The following is a 16,125-nucleotide window of genomic DNA, read 5'->3' as shown; positions in this document are numbered from 1 at the left end:
AAAAAAAGAGCGACCAGTGGTTGCTCTTTTTTGTGCTATTTAGTTCTATGAGAAGTATTTGGTACTACAACCATTTAAGTCTTTTAAAGTTGTAATACAGGTAGCTACACAAGGCGATAATAATGGCCATGATGATAAGATACGAATACTTCCAATGCAGCTCAGGCATAAAGTCAAAGTTCATACCATAGATACCAGCAATAGCTGTTGGTACGGCTAGGATACCTGCCCATGCAGCGAGCTTACGCACCACTTCATTCTGACCCATATTGACCATTGCCATATAGGTATTCATTACCACGCTTAGCATTTCATTGAGACCGTTGATTGCATCTATTGAGTGTAAGAGGTGATCGTTAACATCGCGAAAGTACGGCTTAGCCGCTTGAGAGAACCCAGAGACAATTTCACTCTTTTTATGATTGATAAAAAAGCTACAGATGTCTTGTACAGGTAAGATAATAGCGCGCATATGTACCAGTTGCGACTTGAGCTCGTAGAGGTTTTTTAGCGTGCCTTTATCAAACTCAGAGGTAAATACATAGCTCTCCTGTTCGCGCAGGTAGCGGCCCAATCTATCAGTAATTGGCATATAGTTATCAACGATAAAATCGAGGATAGCATGCAGTACAAAGATAGGACCCATGCGTAGCTTTTCGGGACGGCGATGGCAATGTTCACGGACAGGCGCATATGAGTTTGATGGGCCATTGCGAATTGTAATGAGGTAGTTCTTACCCATAAATATCGCAGTCGTACCATAACGAATGACATTGTCTTCGAGTTTGGCTGTACGTAGTACTACAAAGACCATATCATTGTCGTAGTTTTCGACCTTGGCACGTTGATGATCAGCAAAAGCATCTTCAATCGCTAGCTCATGCAGGTCAAAGGCTTCTTTTACTTTGACCATGGTTTCTAAGCTTGGGTCGTATAGCCCAAGCCAAATAAATTGACCATTATTACCTAGCGTACGACTCACATCATTGAGCGCCACTCTATTAAGGTTTTCACCTGTTTTACGTGAGTAAGCGTAGCAGTTGACTACCTCATCTGCACTTGATGAATCAATGTCTTCATAGCGTTCTGAGTCAGGATCGTAGACTGTCATGGTCTCGATAGTATCCTCAGTAGTAGCGTCCACATCCCCATAAATATAACTATCATCATCGTCCAAATAAAGATGCTTGTCATTCATATTGGCATAGATATGATTCATATTAGAATCAGGGGCAATATGAGCTGCTTTTTTGATCAGTTGATTATTATCATTTTCCATATATCTTCCTGTCATATAATAAAAAAATTCAATAATCCAAATATACCGTGAGCGCTGCTATGGTTTTATCGTATGCCGATATTATCTATAGGGCATAGCTTTTTAGCGTATCGATATCTACCAACGCCAATAGACTCTCGTGACACGCTTCTAGCTTTACTTGCGGTGCGATGTCGAAGTCCAATGCTTCAACCCAACGTAGGGCACAGATGCACCAGTAGTCGCCAGGTTTGAGACCAGAAAAGTTGTACTCAGGTAGCGGGGTGATCAGGTCATTACCGCGACTGGCAGAGAAGTTTAAAAACTCGCTAGTCATCTTGGCGCAAACAGTATGTTGACCGACATCATGGTTGCCAGTATGACAAAAACCATTGCGATAATAGCCAGTGATAGGATCAAAGCAACAGCTGGCAAGTGCGGTGCCTAAGACATTGGTTTGGTTGATGGCAGGGTTTGGGTGGTAATCAGATGACATAAGGCTTCCGAGATAAAAATATGTGTTAGTGTATCATGAGTCTGTACAGAAGACGCTGCCGTAATCGTGCTCATTATCTTATGGATAACAAAAAACAAACCTCTCAACAATTCACCTAATATTGAGCCAAATACATCAACGATGACTGTTACATCTGCTAAGCTAATAAGCGGCAATTGAACTGTAATTAGATAGTGATTGTGGCTAATTGTCACTAGGCGAACCTTGAGCGCTATGCTAAACTAAAGCATAAAGTGCCTTGATTATTTGTCGCGATTTTTTAGCGCATAAAGATACTCGTCTTATCATTCTAAATTATACTTATTATTCACCCTTTTGCGGTTACCTGGTTTGTTTATAAATAATTGGGTCAATGATGTTGCGCGTTAAAAATAAATACACACAGCGTCAATACTCGGCAAATCACTCTTTAAGTACCGCATCAGTACCGCGTTTTTGGTAAGCGATACGCCAAACAAGGATTTATTGTGTCTGTTAGTTCTGATTCTGCAAAACCTGCCCAGCCAAATTCTACCAACGAAACAGTGTCTCAGCCTGCCGAAAATAGTGCTGCACCCAATCGCATGCCATACTTGAGCAACTTTGGCAGTGATGTTGCCAATAGTTGGCTGTTGCCTGACGGGGTGGTTGATGTCCTGTTTGAAGATGCGCATAAGCAAGAAGTGCTTAGACATCAGTTAATCGAGCAGCTTATTACTCATGGTTATCAGTTGGTTTGCCCACCGATGATTGAGTTTACTGAGTCTTTGCTAAGTGATGCATCAGAAGATCTAAAACGTCAAACCTTTAAAATCATTGATCAGTTGACGGGTCGTCTAATGGGCGTACGCGCTGATATTACGCCGCAGATTTTGCGTATCGATGCGCATTGGGGCGGTACGGGTATTGCGCGTTATTGCTATGTGGGTGATGTGATTCATACCTTGCCATCAGGTCTGTTTGGCTCACGTACGCCACTGCAATTAGGTGCTGAGATATTTGGCTGTGCGTCACTAGCGGCAGATATAGAGCTGATAGACGTGCTATTTACGATGGTGAATAAACTCAATATGAGTGCAGCGCTTCATATCGATTTGGGTCACGTAGCGATATTCAAACGTTTGGCTGAATTGGCCGAACTATCAGACAGTGATACTGAGCAACTGATGTACTTATATGCCAATAAAAACCTACCAGAGCTGAAGCGTGTTTGCCGTAGCTTACCAATGGGTGATGATTTTTATGTGTTGGCACGCTTTGGTCACGATATTGCAAACCTATTAGCTAAACTATCAGATACAGCGCAGAAAGACAGTCAGATTGCGACAGCAATCGACGAGCTACAGCGTCTGAAAACCTATCTACAAGATCAATGGCAGTGCCCAGTCAGTATCGATGTGACTGAGCTATCAGGTTATCATTATCATACTGGTATCGTATTCAATGGTTATATCAATAGCGAAACGCAGCCATTAGTACGTGGTGGTCGTTTTGATGGTATGCAAAGTCAGACGCAAACGTTACGCGCGGCCACGGGCTTCAGTATGGATGTCAGCCGCTTGCTGGCGCATACACAGCTAGATGCGCCAACCGTTGTCCTAGTTGATTTTGCTGCTTTGACTAATGCAAATACAGATGAAATGCAGACGCTATTGCAACAAGTGGAAAGTCTACGACAGCAAGGCTATCGCGTCACTATGCCGTTAGATGCACAGGACAGTCCAGATGATGTTACGCATCGTTTGAGTATGTCTGATGACAGTCAATGGCAACTACAGACTGTTTAGCTCTCTGATAATAGACCACTGAATGGCACACACAGCCAAAAGTATTCAGTACACATTACGAGAACGCAGAATTATTCGTTAGATATCTCAGTGTTTCTATTTCATGAATCACTGAGATACAAAAATATAGCTAAGAAAATCAGTTTAATTTTTCAGCTTTTATTGCACACACCTCAATACATAAGGTAAGGATTGATCATGGGTAAGAATGTTGTAGTTTTGGGTAGCCAATGGGGCGACGAAGGTAAGGGTAAAATCGTTGATTTACTTACCGAAAAAGCCTCAGCAGTAGCCCGCTTTCAAGGCGGACACAATGCTGGTCACACGTTGGTTGTCGATGGCAAAACCACTGTCTTGCATTTGATTCCATCAGGTATCTTGCGTGAAGGCGTCACTTGCTTCATCGGTAATGGCGTGGTGTTAGCACCTGACGCACTACTAAAAGAGATGAAAGAACTAGAAGCCAACAATGTACCTGTACGTGAGCGTCTACGTATCTCTCCTAACTGCCCACTTATCATGCCTTACCATGTGGCACTTGACCAAGCTCGTGAAGCCAAGCGCGGCACTGGTAAAATCGGTACAACAGGTCGCGGTATCGGCCCTGCATACGAAGACAAAGTAGCACGTCGTGCAATTAAACTGGCTGATTTGTTCCGTGAAGATCTAGAAGAAAAGCTACGTAATCTAATCGAATATCATAACTTCCAACTAACTGAGTACTATAAAGTTGAAGCAATTGATTTTGATGAGACACTCAAGCTTTGTAAAGAGTGGAAAGAAGAGATTAAGGGTATGGTTACTGATGTAACTGAAGACCTAAATCAACTACGTCTGGCTGACAAACATCTGATGTTTGAAGGTGCTCAAGGTACATTGCTAGATATCGATCATGGTACATATCCATTTGTTACTAGCTCAAGCGTAACCGCTGGTGGCGTGTCTACTGGTACTGGTATTGGTCCATTATATTTAGATTACGTACTTGGTATCACGAAAGCGTATACCACACGCGTTGGTAGTGGTCCGTTCCCAACTGAACTGTTCGATGATGTTGGTGCTCACTTAGCTAAAGTTGGTCATGAGTTTGGTGCGACAACTGGTCGTGCACGTCGCTGTGGTTGGTTTGATGCTGAAGCATTACGCCGTGCAGTAGTACTTAACTCTATGTCAGGTATCTGCTTGACCAAGCTTGACGTACTAGATGGTCTTGAAGAGCTTCTAATCGGTGTGGGTTACAACTTACCTGAGACTGAGTGTGCAGGCGCACATGATGCTGAATTCTATGAGTCAGTTACGCCTAAGTACGAAACAATGCAAGGTTGGAGCGAGTCTACCGTTGGTATTACGAACTATGATGAGCTTCCAGAAAACGCTAAAAAATATATCAAGCGTATCGAAGCATTGATCGGTTGCCCAGTTGATATTATCTCAACCGGTCCTGATCGTGAAGAGACTATCGTATTACGTGATCCGTACGACGCTTAATTTTCACTACAAACTTGATTAAATAGTTTCTAGTATCAGTGATAGAACCCCAATGCTGAGCGTTGGGGTTTTTGCTTTTGTTAGAACTTATAGCATTATCAATGACTAATGAACAATGAATTTACTTTTTTGCAAGGTATGGTCATAAATTAACCCTATCATTTGTAGCCTTAATCATTATAATAGGCAGCAATCCTATGTTGGCGCTTATGGTTATACATTGATATACCATGAGTTGTGCAAAACAGTCCAAGTCAACATTGTGGCCAAAGCAAAAACAACGCATTAATTTTTATATATTTTATTGAATTTATCATCTATTAGGAGCTTCTCATGGCTAACGAACGTACTTTATCTATCATCAAACCTGACGCAGTTGCTGGCAACCACATCGGCGCTATCTACAGCCGTTTTGAACAAGCTGGTCTAAAAATCGTTGCAGCTAAAATGCTACAACTTGATGATGAAAAAGCAGGCGGTTTTTACGCTGAGCACGCTGAGCGTCCATTCTACAACGATCTAAAATCTTTCATGATGTCAGGTCCAGTATTGGTATCAGTACTAGAAGGCGAAAACGCTATTGCTAAGCATCGTGAAATCATGGGTTCAACTAACCCAAAAGAAGCTGCTGAAGGCACTATCCGTGCTGACTTCGCTAGCAGCATCGACGAAAACGCAGTACATGGTTCAGATTCAGCTGAATCAGCAGCACGTGAAATCAGCTACTTCTTCAGCGATGATGAAGTTTGTGCACGTACACGCTAATATAGTAAATAAAAGATAAGCTTTTACGGCGTTCGATTTGTTTGTAGTAACTGCTATAATAAGACAGCTACGATTTAAGCTAATCTTACTTGTATAAGTTTTATGTTTACTTGGCTATAGACGAATTATTGACAACATTGGTTGTTTGTAATTGGTTTGCGAGACGGCTTATATCTTATGGGTATAGGCCGTTTTAGCTATTATTCATTGAAATTGTCGATGACTTACCTCATTATTAATTTTACTTAGCGTTATCAATCCCTTATCAGCATATTTTTTATCAATGGCTAATTTATTAATTGGTATTTGTCAAGCTGAAAAACTGCGCTCATAGCGGATTGCTCATGCACCCATGTATGTATGGCAAAGCCCATATAAATAATTGCACCGCTTATCTAAGCTTCTGCAAAAAGGTTACCTATTATGTCAACTTTTCAAGCACCTACTCAGCACGTACCTGCTAAGATTACTGATAGTATTAAACTAGTAGATGAGGCACATGCCAAAACCAATCTATTGGGTATGTCACAAGCGCAACTGGCTGATTACTTCAAGAGCATTGGTGAAAAACCATTTCGTTCCACTCAGGTAATTAAGTGGATATATCAGCATGGCGTGACAGATTTTGAGCAAATGACGAATTTGAGCAAGTCATTGCGGGACAAACTGTCACTTAATGCTTGTGTGGTTCCGCCCAAAGTGATTCATCGTCAATATAGTGATGATGGTACGCGTAAGTGGGTATTTGAAGTTACTGGTGGCTCATTTGTTGAGACGGTACTTATTCCTGCAGATGACAGTAAGTCAAATGGTCGTAAAACACTATGCGTGTCTTCGCAAGTAGGCTGTGCGCTAGACTGTAGTTTCTGTAGTACAGGCAAGCAAGGGTTTGAGCGTGACTTGAGTGCGGCTGAAATTATCGGTCAGTTATGGGTCGCTAATGCTTCATATATGACGGATGAAAATGAAAGCTTAGAAAACATTGATCATAGCCTATGGGAAAATAATGTTACCAATGTGGTGATGATGGGTATGGGTGAGCCGCTATTGAACTATAAACCTGTGGTTGGTTCAATGGAGCTGATGCTAAGCGATCATGCTTACGGATTGTCAAAGCGCCGTGTCACATTATCGACTTCTGGTGTCGTCCCGAAAATGTATCAGCTAGCACAAGACATCGATGTGGCATTGGCTATTTCATTACATGCGCCAAATGATGAACTGCGTAATGAGCTAGTACCTATTAACAAAAAATATCCGCTAGAAGAGCTGATTGCAGCGGCAAAAAACTATGTCTACGATGTTAATCCACGTCATAAGAAACACGTCACGATCGAGTATGTGATGCTTGACGGCGTCAATGATAGCAATGAGCATGCGCATCAGTTGGTTGCGTTATTGGACGGGTTACCAAGCAAGATTAACCTTATTCCTTTCAATCCGTTCCCACATGCACCGTATGACAAATCAAGCAACAACCGCATCCATGCGTTTAGCAATATATTAAGCGAAGCTGGTTTTGTTTGTACGATTCGTCAAACACGTGGTGATGACATTGATGCCGCTTGTGGTCAGTTGGTTGGACAAGTTGCCGATCGCACTAGACGCTCAGCCGCATGGCAACAGAGTATCAAAGATCGTGAAAGCGTTTAGTAATCCCTCTAGAATATAAGCGTGATATTCGACTGATATCGCGTTTTAGCTGTCTTTTTTCTGTCGCAATAGTAAGAAAATGTAGCAATGACGGTCGAGACTATAGAATGCGGCAATTAATAACAACTAAATTGTACTTAAAGGGGTTAAATCTATTAAACTGATGTTTCTTTGATCGAACGCATTGAATCCCAGTTTTATGATGGCGGCTATGATGACTTCTAAAAATTCTTGTCAGTTCAAACATCAAAAATCACTTTCTAAATCTTATAAGCAGTTAAGTATCAGTGATGCCCAAACTGCTTTGCCAAAGCGTGCAGTGCTATCGGCGGCGTTTGGCGTCCTTGTATTAAGTGGCTGCCAGAACACACCGACTAATGATTTGCTAGGCAACTCTCCTTATCAAACATCTACGCGAGCTAGTAATGATCGAAATTTAGATCAGCAGGAAATCGCCCGTGTGCGTACCTCACTTGCCGCGCAATACATCCGCAAAAATGAACTCGACACTGCACAGCAGCAGCTTGAAAAAGCCTTTGCTGCCGATAGCCGTTATGCGCCAGCCTATGATATGATGGGCGTTTTGTTGCAGCAAGAAGGCAGTCGTATCAATCTAGCCAAAGCCGATCAGTACTTCAAAAAAGCTATCGCGCTAGATAGAGACTTTGTACAAGCACACAATAATTATGGCGTATATTTGTCACAGACAAAGCGCTACCGTGAAGCGGCAGAACAGTTCGAGATTGCAGGCGCGTCGCTAGGCTATGAAGGCCGTATTGGTGCGCTAGAAAACCTAGGTCGTACTTATCTACAATTAGGTGATAATAGTGCCGCTTCAAAAGCATTTTTACGCGCACTTGATGGCAATCGTAATAGTATTATTGCTCATATCGAACTGGTGGATTTATTGCTTGAACAACAGCGTGTACCGCAGGCACAGAGACTGTATGATGAGACGCTGATATTGGTGCAGGGGCAGGGTGTTAGTCCGCGCTTGCTCTTACAAGGTATCAAGCTTGCAGCAGCACAAAACAATATAACTACGCGCCAGCAACTGGCACAGCAGCTTTTATCCGCTTACCCGTTAAGTGATGAAGCAAAACAACTTAAGACTTGGCTTAACAATCCAGAGGCACCATGGAAATGATCACCCCATCATCTAACACTCAATCTAACGCGCAGGGATCATTTGGTGCCGTGTTGCAGCAAGCCCGTAAAAATAAGCAAGTAACTTTAGAGGTAGCGGCGGCCGAGCTGTTTATTCTAAAGCGTCATCTAGAAGCACTAGAAAATGAAAACTTCGCGGAGCTACCACAGGCTGCATTTGCTCGTGGTTTTGCGATTAACTATGCCAAGTATTTGGGCTTAGATTCAGCTAAAATTGCTAGTAGTTTTGATGCCGCTTATCCCAACGAGTTAAAGGCCAAGTCAGCCAGTAATATCGACACGCCACTACGTCCGATGGGGACTTTGCAGCGTGATACTCATAACCGCATCCGCTTTAACCCCCTATTAATCATAGGTGTTATCGGATTGATTATTTTGGCGGTGTTCCTATTCCGCATGGTGAGTAACGCTAGCAAAGAAAATACCCAAGAGCCTGTAACAGCTGTTGAAGATATGTCAGCGATAGAACAAGCACAAGGTGCCGCCATAAACAATGATGCAAGTGGCGTTGGTGCTTCTGGCTCTGCATTGAATCTAGGTGATGCTGCAACGACTGCTAACCTAAACCTTGTATTGACAGATGACGCTGTGGTTAGCATCACGGATGCTGACGAAAACAGTCTTATAAATGGTGCCCAGTCTGCGGGTAATTACGACCTATCTGGTATGCCACCGTTTAATGTACAAATTGATAATATCGACAATGTGAGTTTGATGCTCAATCAACAACCAGTTGCACTAGATACGTATGCAACAGATAAGCAGGCTACTTTTGAATTGGCGCCGTAGTCAGTTATATAAGCGCCAAATTTGAGTACATTACATATGAATGTGTTGATTGAGCTGGTTTATATTATATATACAAAGGCCTAGGGCTTTTCTATTTTTGATTCAAGGATTTATGTATGTCAATGCCATCGCCTATTAATCGTCGTCAGACCAAAAAAATCTATGTCGGTGATGTCGCGGTTGGTGGTGATGCACCAATTAGCGTACAGAGCATGACCAATACTGATACCTGTGATGTAGCAGCGACGGTCGCTCAGATCGAGCGTTGCGTTGAGGCGGGCGCGGATCTGATGCGCGTATCTACGCCAACAATGGATACCGTTAAAGCATTTGGCGAAATTCGCAAATTGGTAAGCGTTCCTTTGATCGCTGATGTGCATTTTGATCATAAAATCGCTTTGGCGGTTGCTGAAGCGGGCGCTGACTGTTTACGTATCAATCCTGGTAACATTGGTAGCGATGCTAAGGTACGTGAAGTGGTTGCTTGTGCCAAATATCATAATATTCCGATTCGTATTGGCGTGAATGCGGGCTCTTTAGAAAAAGACATACAGCGTAAGTATACTGAGCCAACTGGCGAGGCAATGCTAGAGTCGGCAATGCGCCACATTGATATTTTAGAGCGTCTGAATTTTGACCAGTACAAAGTATCTGTTAAAGCTAGCAATGTGTTTTTGACACTGGATGCTTATCGCTTAATATCAGCGCAAATTGATAACCCATTACATTTGGGTGTGACTGAAGCGGGTGTCTATCGTACTGGTGCCGTTAAATCAGCTATCGCACTAGGTGGATTATTGCTAGATGGTATTGGCGACACTATCCGTATCTCCTTAGCAGCCGAGCCTGAAGAAGAGATTAAGATTGGTTTTGATATCTTAAAATCGCTTAATATTCGTTCGAACGGTGTAAACTTTATCGCCTGTCCAAGCTGCTCACGTCAAGAGTTTGATGTGATTAAAGTCATGACAGCATTAGAGTCGCGTTTAGAAGATATTCGTGAACCGATGGACCTATCTGTGATTGGCTGCAAGGTTAATGGGCCAGGAGAGGCAAAAGAAGCGGATATTGGCATCGTTGGTGCTGCACCTAGATCATTGGTCTATCGTATGGGTGAAAAAAGCCACCTTATCGACACAGGCAATCTAGTCGATGAAATAGAAGGTATGGTTCGCGCCCATGCAGAAGATTTGGCAAAAAAGCGTGAGAATGAAATCATTCGCGTAAAATAAGCCATAGAGTAGATTGATACGTCAGATTATACCGTCATAACATCAGTCAGATATAACGCTTATTTGAGTATACAAACGACAATAATAGAATACCTGTTAAACATTTAAGGATACGACCGTACCATGATCAAAGCTATCAAAGGTTTTAATGATATTTTGCCTGACCAATCAGCAAAGTGGCTGCATCTAGAAGCGATATTGGCTGATGTACTTGGTAGGTATGGTTACGAGCATATTCGCTTGCCTATCGTTGAACAAACTGATTTGTTTGCCCGTGCTATTGGCGGCGCCACTGACATCGTCGAAAAAGAAATGTACAGTTTTACGGACAAGTCTGAGCCACCAACACCATTAGCACTACGTCCTGAAGGTACAGCAGGTGCAGTACGTGCAGTTATCGAGCATAACTTGCTACGTGGTGACACGCCCAAGCTTTGGTACATTGGCCCAATGTTCCGCTATGAGCGTCCACAAAAAGGTCGATATCGCCAGTTCCATCAATTGGGTGTCGAGAGTTTTGGTAGTGCATTACCAGATGCTGATGCTGAACTGATTGCGATGACTCATTTGATGTGGAAAGAATTAGGTCTTAACAACGAGATGCGTTTGCAACTGAACAGTTTGGGCGAGCTGGATGAGCGCTATGCTTATCGTGAAGCATTGGTCACTTATTTGACTGATAAAAAGGACCAGCTAGACGAAGATAGCAAACGTCGTCTGACGACCAACCCTTTGCGTATCTTGGATAGTAAAGACTCGAGTACGCAAGCAGTATTGGCGGATGCGCCAAAGCTTGCTGACTTCTTGGGTGAAGAGAGTGTGGCGCATTTTGAGCAGGTCAAAACCTACCTGACTGCGCTGAATATCGATTTTGAAATCAATCCGCACTTAGTACGTGGCCTTGATTATTATAATAAAACGGTATTTGAGTGGGTAACAGATAAGCTTGGAAGCCAAGCTACCGTTTGTGCTGGTGGTCGTTATGATGGGTTAGTAGGTCAGTTGAAATCAATCGGTACAGATGGTAATAAACCAGTCAAATCTGAGCCTGGTGTTGGTTTTGCAATGGGACTTGAGCGTCTATTGCTACTGATAGAAGCAGTAGCCCCGATTGCTGATATACCAGCTTGTGATGTATTTGTTGTTGCTCATCCTGAGGTATACAGTGCTGGTATAAGCTATGCACAAAATTTGCGTCACAGTCGTCCAGACGTACGAGTAAAGATGGCTAGTGCCACAAGTCTAAAGGCACAAATGAAAAAGGCGGATAAGTCAGGCGCGGCACTGACAGTCATCATTGCACAGCAAGAGCTGGATGATAATACGATTAGTATTAAAGATATGCAGACAGGTGAGCAAAAGACGGTCGCACAAGATTGGCTATCGACTACAGAGAACTTTTCTCGTCGCTAGTCTATTTTTGATTAATTAGCTTTATTTGTGGCATCAGCAATTTAATGTAAATTTTATCAGGTAAATATATATGGCTCTGACACCTAGTTCGCCGAATGCAGATAACTCCATGCAAAACTTAAAGCAATATGGTAGTTATATTGTCACTGCGATTTTGTTAGCATTGGCCGCCTATTTTGGCTGGACATACTGGCAAGACAATCATGCGCGAGTAGATACCGTCGCCGCCGATCAGTATGCTGATATTCAGCAGCTAAATGAAGAAGTCAACTTAGCTTCACAAAATCCAGATTTGGAAGCAGAAGCTCAAGAAGCGCTTACCCAGAGTCGTAGCCAGCTAGACAAAGATATTGATACTTTGGTCAACACGCACGGTGAGTCGGTTTATGCATGGCAAGCGCTGATGATAAAAGCACGTCAACAAGTCGACAGCGATGATTTTGCAGCAGCGACTGAGACCTTCGAAAAAGCATTGGCTATCGATTTAGGTGATGCTGGTTTAGAAGCGATTACTCGTTTACGCTATGCAAAGACGCTGTTGGCTGCAGGCGATACAGATGCTGCATTGGCAGAAGCAAACAATGACATGCCAAGCTCGTTCGAAGCAAGTCAGCAGGAGCTGCTAGGGGATATTTACTTAGCGCAAGATAATAAAGACTCAGCGATTAAATCTTATAGTAACGCGTGGGAGCTATTACGTAGTCGCCAAGAAACGCGTGCAGTATTGGCATTAAAGATGGAGAGCTTGGGTATAACAGCTGAACCGATTGCTGAGCAGACCAGCCTTATTCAAGAACCATCTGCTCCTGAGCCGTCGCTGGTGATGGATAGTTCGAATGAAATCGCTGTCGAAGCAGGACAGTAAGTTAGCAGGCTAGACATTAAGTCAGTAGTATATTATTGAGAGTTGGTAATCACCCAAAGCTCTTTTTTCATATAACCTAATGATTACTAATTTGCTGTTGGCCAATTTACCAATTAATAATAATTTATCTGTAGTGAGAACATACAATGACTCAATCTATTCGCTCTAGCAAAATGTTAAACACGAAAACTATCAAAAAGACAGTCATGCATGTGGCTGTACTGGCAGTCATGAGCACAGCAGTGATTGGATGTAATCGCGGTATTAAGCCTGTTGTTAATGATCCGGTAGAGTTGGTACAAATCGCTCAGCCGATTAGCGTACTACAGCCCATTTTTAGTACAGATGTTGGCAACAAAAAAGCCAGCAAAAAAGATCCGTTAGATTTGCAAATTGGTTACGCTAGTGGTCAAATTGTTACTGCCTCACGCGGTGGTGAACTGTCAGGGTTCAATAGTACAGGTGAGCGTATATGGTCGATCAATGTTGAAGACCAAATCACTGGCGGCGTTGCAGTAGACGAATTGAGTCAGACAGCCATCATTAGTACTCGTGGTGGTAAGGTCATGGCGTTTGATAGCACGACTGGTGCAAAGCGTTGGCAGCAGCAGTTGTCAGGTTCGGTTTTGACGCCAGCACTGATTACTAATAACCGTGTCGTACTATCAGCGAACGATGGTTTCTTACATGGTTTGTCGCTGCAAACTGGACAGTCAGTATGGCAGTTTGCGACTCAAGTACCTGCTATTAGCGTTCGCGGTAGCGCTGCGCCAACTCTATTAGACAATGAAACAGCACTCTTGGCTACCGCTGATGGTCGTCTGCATGCAATTACCGTCGATAATGGTCTTCCGCTATGGTCAAGACGTGTTGGTGTAGGCACTGGTAGTAGTGAAGTTGAGCGCATGAGTGATGTCGATGGCAAACCTATCGTAGATAAAAATCAGTTGTTTGCGATTAGTTATAGTGGTCAGCTATTAGGTATTGATTTGGCCTCGCGTCAAGTGATGTTTGTTAATGAAATTGCGAGCCTCAAATCACTTGCAGTAAATACTCAGCAAGTCATTGCTACTAGTCTAGAAGGCAAAGTAGTTGCTTATGATCGCAACAGTGGCGAGACACTATGGGAAAGTGACGAATTGGCTTATCGTGACCTAACCAATCCTGTGATGATTGGAAACTATATCGCCATTGGCGACCTCGATGGTGTGGTGCATTTGTTTGACCCTGCTACGGGTAGCATCGTTAGCCGCGTAGAGACTAAAGGTGCGCTGACCAACTTGCAAGTCCAAGGTAGCCGCTTAATGACTCAAAGCACCTCAGGACAAGTTGCTATCTGGCAGTTAGTACGCTAATACTTGTACAAATGAATGCTTATCGGTGATTAACAAAGTGTAATATTGCATTATAACTGTTAAGCCTATTCTTGATTGTCATTTATGAAAAAAAACGCTGCTTAGTCAGCGTTTAGTGCCTTGTGTAAATTGCTTGTTTAAACATAGGCTTTCGCGTACTCTATGCGACCGATGTGCTATCCATATATACTACTTATTTATGTATAATGAGCCGTCCTATATATTATTTCTAATCGTAAAATAGCCATCTATTATTTTTGCTATTGTTCTATCATTCATTTTAATTCACGGTCAATTGCAGCATATCTATTACTATTGCTATGTCACTGGTTATAAGAGTAACTGTACTGCCCGTCATTGTGCCTTTCACTGAGAGTAACCCATGAGTATCAAGCCTGTGGTCGCCTTAATTGGTCGTCCAAACGTCGGTAAATCCACCTTATTTAATCAGTTCACAAAGAGTCGGCAGGCATTGGTCGCTGACCTCTCAGGATTGACTCGTGACCGTCAGTACGGTGATGCAGTTTATGAGGAAAAATCCTTTATCGTTGTAGATACAGGTGGTATCGGTGAAGCTGACGATGGTAGCGGCAATATCGATGATTATATGTCTGAGCAGTCGCATACAGCGATTCATGAAGCGGATATTATTGTATTTGTCGTTGACGCTCGTGCGGGTATGATTGGTGCTGATGCTGAAATTGGTAAGTTTTTGCATACATTAGGCAAGCCTGTCTATGTCGTTGCCAACAAAGTTGATGGCGTACACGATGCTGCCCCTGCTGAGTTTTATGCTTTAGGTTTGGGCGAGCCGTATCCAATGGCAGCCAGTCATGGTCGCGGTGTGGGTAACTTGCTTGAAGTGCTAACGGCTGATATGCCTGAGCAAGATAACGTAGTAGAGCCAAGAGGCTTGAAGCTTGCCATTATCGGTCGTCCAAACGTTGGTAAGTCGACGCTTGTAAATCGCTTGTTAGGCGAAGACCGAGTAGTGGTGTACGATATGCCAGGTACGACGCGTGATAGTATTTATATTCCTTATCAGCGTGAAGGTCGAGACTATGTCTTAATTGACACTGCCGGTGTACGCCGCCGCGGTAAAATCGATGAAAAAGTAGAAAAATTCTCTGTTATCAAGACTTTGCAGGCGATTGAAGATTCTAACGTAACCGTCATTGTCATTGATGCGCATGAAGGTATCGTTGATCAAGATTTACACATGATTGGCTATGCGCTTGATGCTGGTCGAGCATTGGTCGTTGCGATCAATAAATGGGATGGTCTAACGCAAGATCAAAGAGACTATATCAAACTTGAAATGGATCGCCGTTTTAGCTTTATTCCTTATGTAAAAATACATTTGATTTCAGCATTGCATGGTACAGGTGTCGGTAATTTATACCCGTCTATCTTGCGTGCACATAAATCTTCGATGTTTGAAGTATCGACCAACCGTTTGACTCAGATTTTGCAAGATGCTGTGACGGCCAATCCGCCACCGACCATTGCTGGTCGTCGTATTAAGTTGCGTTATGCGCATATTGGTGGCCACAATCCACCCGTTATAGTGATTCATGGTAACCAAACCAGCGCGCTCCCTAAGAGCTATCAACGCTATCTAGAGAATCAATTCCGTCAAGTATTTAAGCTAGAAGGCACACCGCTTAATGTGATTTTGAAGCAAAATGATAATCCATATGCTAACAAGAGCGATACGCCGACTAAAGCCAAAGCACAGCAATTGCGTCAACGTGAGCGTAATCGATCACAGAAATTTACCACCAAGGACAAAAAGCCTCGTTAATCCTATTATTTTAGGCTTTATATCTTAATTTTTGTGATTAATGTCATTGCGTT

At 42.9% G+C, this 16,125-nt stretch carries 14 protein-coding genes; 11 read left to right on the top strand and 3 right to left on the bottom strand.

Annotation, left to right across the window (positions count from 1 at the left end; all coding sequences use genetic code 11):
* Positions 1 to 64: 64 nt before the first annotated feature.
* The 3 genes from corA to ACT3QN_RS02415 all read right to left on the bottom strand — a co-directional run bounded on the left by corA (position 65) and on the right by ACT3QN_RS02415 (position 1,969).
* Positions 65 to 1,219, bottom strand: coding sequence for a magnesium/cobalt transporter CorA (gene corA / locus ACT3QN_RS02425; RefSeq protein ID WP_444522392.1), 1,155 nt, complete (start codon positions 1,217 to 1,219; stop codon positions 65 to 67).
* Positions 1,220 to 1,364: 145 nt separating this feature from the next.
* Positions 1,365 to 1,754 carry a DUF2237 family protein gene (locus ACT3QN_RS02420; RefSeq protein WP_444522385.1) on the bottom strand — a complete coding sequence of 130 codons (390 nt, stop codon included), beginning with the start codon at positions 1,752 to 1,754 and terminating at the stop codon, positions 1,365 to 1,367.
* Positions 1,703 to 1,969: a hypothetical protein gene (locus ACT3QN_RS02415; protein ID WP_444522384.1), complete on the bottom strand. Its 267-nt coding sequence runs from the start codon at positions 1,967 to 1,969 to the stop codon at positions 1,703 to 1,705. The genes ACT3QN_RS02420 and ACT3QN_RS02415 overlap by 52 nt, the downstream gene beginning before the upstream one ends.
* A 273-nt stretch (positions 1,970 to 2,242) precedes the next feature.
* Between ACT3QN_RS02415 and ACT3QN_RS02410 the strand changes: the two genes are divergently transcribed.
* From ACT3QN_RS02410 to der, 11 genes are all read left to right on the top strand, one after another.
* Complete coding sequence (locus tag ACT3QN_RS02410; protein WP_444522383.1) at positions 2,243 to 3,541, top strand: ATP phosphoribosyltransferase regulatory subunit; 1,299 nt, start codon at positions 2,243 to 2,245, stop codon at positions 3,539 to 3,541.
* Between the two features lie 198 nt (positions 3,542 to 3,739).
* Positions 3,740 to 5,029: an adenylosuccinate synthase gene (locus ACT3QN_RS02405; protein WP_444519382.1), complete on the top strand. Its 1,290-nt coding sequence runs from the start codon at positions 3,740 to 3,742 to the stop codon at positions 5,027 to 5,029.
* A gap of 333 nt (positions 5,030 to 5,362) precedes the next feature.
* Positions 5,363 to 5,794: a nucleoside-diphosphate kinase gene (ndk, locus tag ACT3QN_RS02400; RefSeq protein WP_444522382.1), complete on the top strand. Its 432-nt coding sequence runs from the start codon at positions 5,363 to 5,365 to the stop codon at positions 5,792 to 5,794.
* Between the two features lie 423 nt (positions 5,795 to 6,217).
* Positions 6,218 to 7,447, top strand: coding sequence for a 23S rRNA (adenine(2503)-C(2))-methyltransferase RlmN (gene rlmN, locus ACT3QN_RS02395; protein ID WP_444522381.1), 1,230 nt, complete (start codon positions 6,218 to 6,220; stop codon positions 7,445 to 7,447).
* Between the two features lie 211 nt (positions 7,448 to 7,658).
* A complete protein-coding gene (pilW, locus tag ACT3QN_RS02390) occupies positions 7,659 to 8,594 on the top strand; it encodes a type IV pilus biogenesis/stability protein PilW (protein ID WP_444522380.1) in 936 nt (311 codons plus the stop codon).
* On the top strand, positions 8,591 to 9,403 hold the full coding sequence (locus ACT3QN_RS02385; protein ID WP_444522391.1) for a helix-turn-helix domain-containing protein: 813 nt from the start codon (positions 8,591 to 8,593) through the stop codon (positions 9,401 to 9,403). Before pilW ends, ACT3QN_RS02385 begins: the two co-directional genes overlap by 4 nt.
* A gap of 116 nt (positions 9,404 to 9,519) precedes the next feature.
* Entirely contained in the window at positions 9,520 to 10,635 is a 1,116-nt protein-coding gene (ispG, locus tag ACT3QN_RS02380) for a flavodoxin-dependent (E)-4-hydroxy-3-methylbut-2-enyl-diphosphate synthase (RefSeq protein ID WP_444519385.1), read from the top strand.
* 123 nt (positions 10,636 to 10,758) lie between these two features.
* Positions 10,759 to 12,048 carry a histidine--tRNA ligase gene (gene hisS / locus ACT3QN_RS02375; protein WP_444522379.1) on the top strand — a complete coding sequence of 430 codons (1,290 nt, stop codon included), beginning with the start codon at positions 10,759 to 10,761 and terminating at the stop codon, positions 12,046 to 12,048.
* A 70-nt stretch (positions 12,049 to 12,118) separates the two neighbouring features.
* Complete coding sequence (locus tag ACT3QN_RS02370) at positions 12,119 to 12,913, top strand: YfgM family protein (RefSeq protein WP_444522378.1); 795 nt, start codon at positions 12,119 to 12,121, stop codon at positions 12,911 to 12,913.
* A 146-nt stretch (positions 12,914 to 13,059) separates the two neighbouring features.
* Positions 13,060 to 14,268, top strand: a complete 1,209-nt coding sequence (gene bamB, locus ACT3QN_RS02365; protein ID WP_444522377.1) for an outer membrane protein assembly factor BamB — start codon at positions 13,060 to 13,062, stop codon at positions 14,266 to 14,268.
* 382 nt (positions 14,269 to 14,650) lie between these two features.
* Positions 14,651 to 16,072, top strand: a complete 1,422-nt coding sequence (gene der / locus ACT3QN_RS02360; protein WP_444522376.1) for a ribosome biogenesis GTPase Der — start codon at positions 14,651 to 14,653, stop codon at positions 16,070 to 16,072.
* The last annotated feature ends 53 nt before the right edge of the window (positions 16,073 to 16,125 follow it).

This window comes from Psychrobacter sp. AOP7-C1-14, from assembly GCF_052376135.1.
Lineage (GTDB): Bacteria > Pseudomonadota > Gammaproteobacteria > Pseudomonadales > Moraxellaceae > Psychrobacter.
This window is presented reverse-complemented; position numbering and strand designations above follow the sequence as displayed.

What these genes read in the sequence shown, in the direction of transcription:
- bamB (WP_444522377.1), top strand. Translation starts at nt 13,060, where the DNA reads ATGACTCAATCTATTCGCTCTAGCAAAATGTTAAACACGAAAACTATC.
- corA (WP_444522392.1), bottom strand. Translation starts at nt 1,219, where the DNA reads ATGAATCATATCTATGCCAATATGAATGACAAGCATCTTTATTTGGAC.
- der (WP_444522376.1), top strand. Translation starts at nt 14,651, where the DNA reads ATGAGTATCAAGCCTGTGGTCGCCTTAATTGGTCGTCCAAACGTCGGT.
- hisS (WP_444522379.1), top strand. Translation starts at nt 10,759, where the DNA reads ATGATCAAAGCTATCAAAGGTTTTAATGATATTTTGCCTGACCAATCA.
- ispG (WP_444519385.1), top strand. Translation starts at nt 9,520, where the DNA reads ATGTCAATGCCATCGCCTATTAATCGTCGTCAGACCAAAAAAATCTAT.
- rlmN (WP_444522381.1), top strand. Translation starts at nt 6,218, where the DNA reads ATGTCAACTTTTCAAGCACCTACTCAGCACGTACCTGCTAAGATTACT.
- ACT3QN_RS02420 (WP_444522385.1), bottom strand. Translation starts at nt 1,754, where the DNA reads ATGTCATCTGATTACCACCCAAACCCTGCCATCAACCAAACCAATGTC.
- ndk (WP_444522382.1), top strand. Translation starts at nt 5,363, where the DNA reads ATGGCTAACGAACGTACTTTATCTATCATCAAACCTGACGCAGTTGCT.
- pilW (WP_444522380.1), top strand. Translation starts at nt 7,659, where the DNA reads ATGATGACTTCTAAAAATTCTTGTCAGTTCAAACATCAAAAATCACTT.
- ACT3QN_RS02405 (WP_444519382.1), top strand. Translation starts at nt 3,740, where the DNA reads ATGGGTAAGAATGTTGTAGTTTTGGGTAGCCAATGGGGCGACGAAGGT.
- ACT3QN_RS02385 (WP_444522391.1), top strand. Translation starts at nt 8,591, where the DNA reads ATGATCACCCCATCATCTAACACTCAATCTAACGCGCAGGGATCATTT.
- ACT3QN_RS02370 (WP_444522378.1), top strand. Translation starts at nt 12,119, where the DNA reads ATGGCTCTGACACCTAGTTCGCCGAATGCAGATAACTCCATGCAAAAC.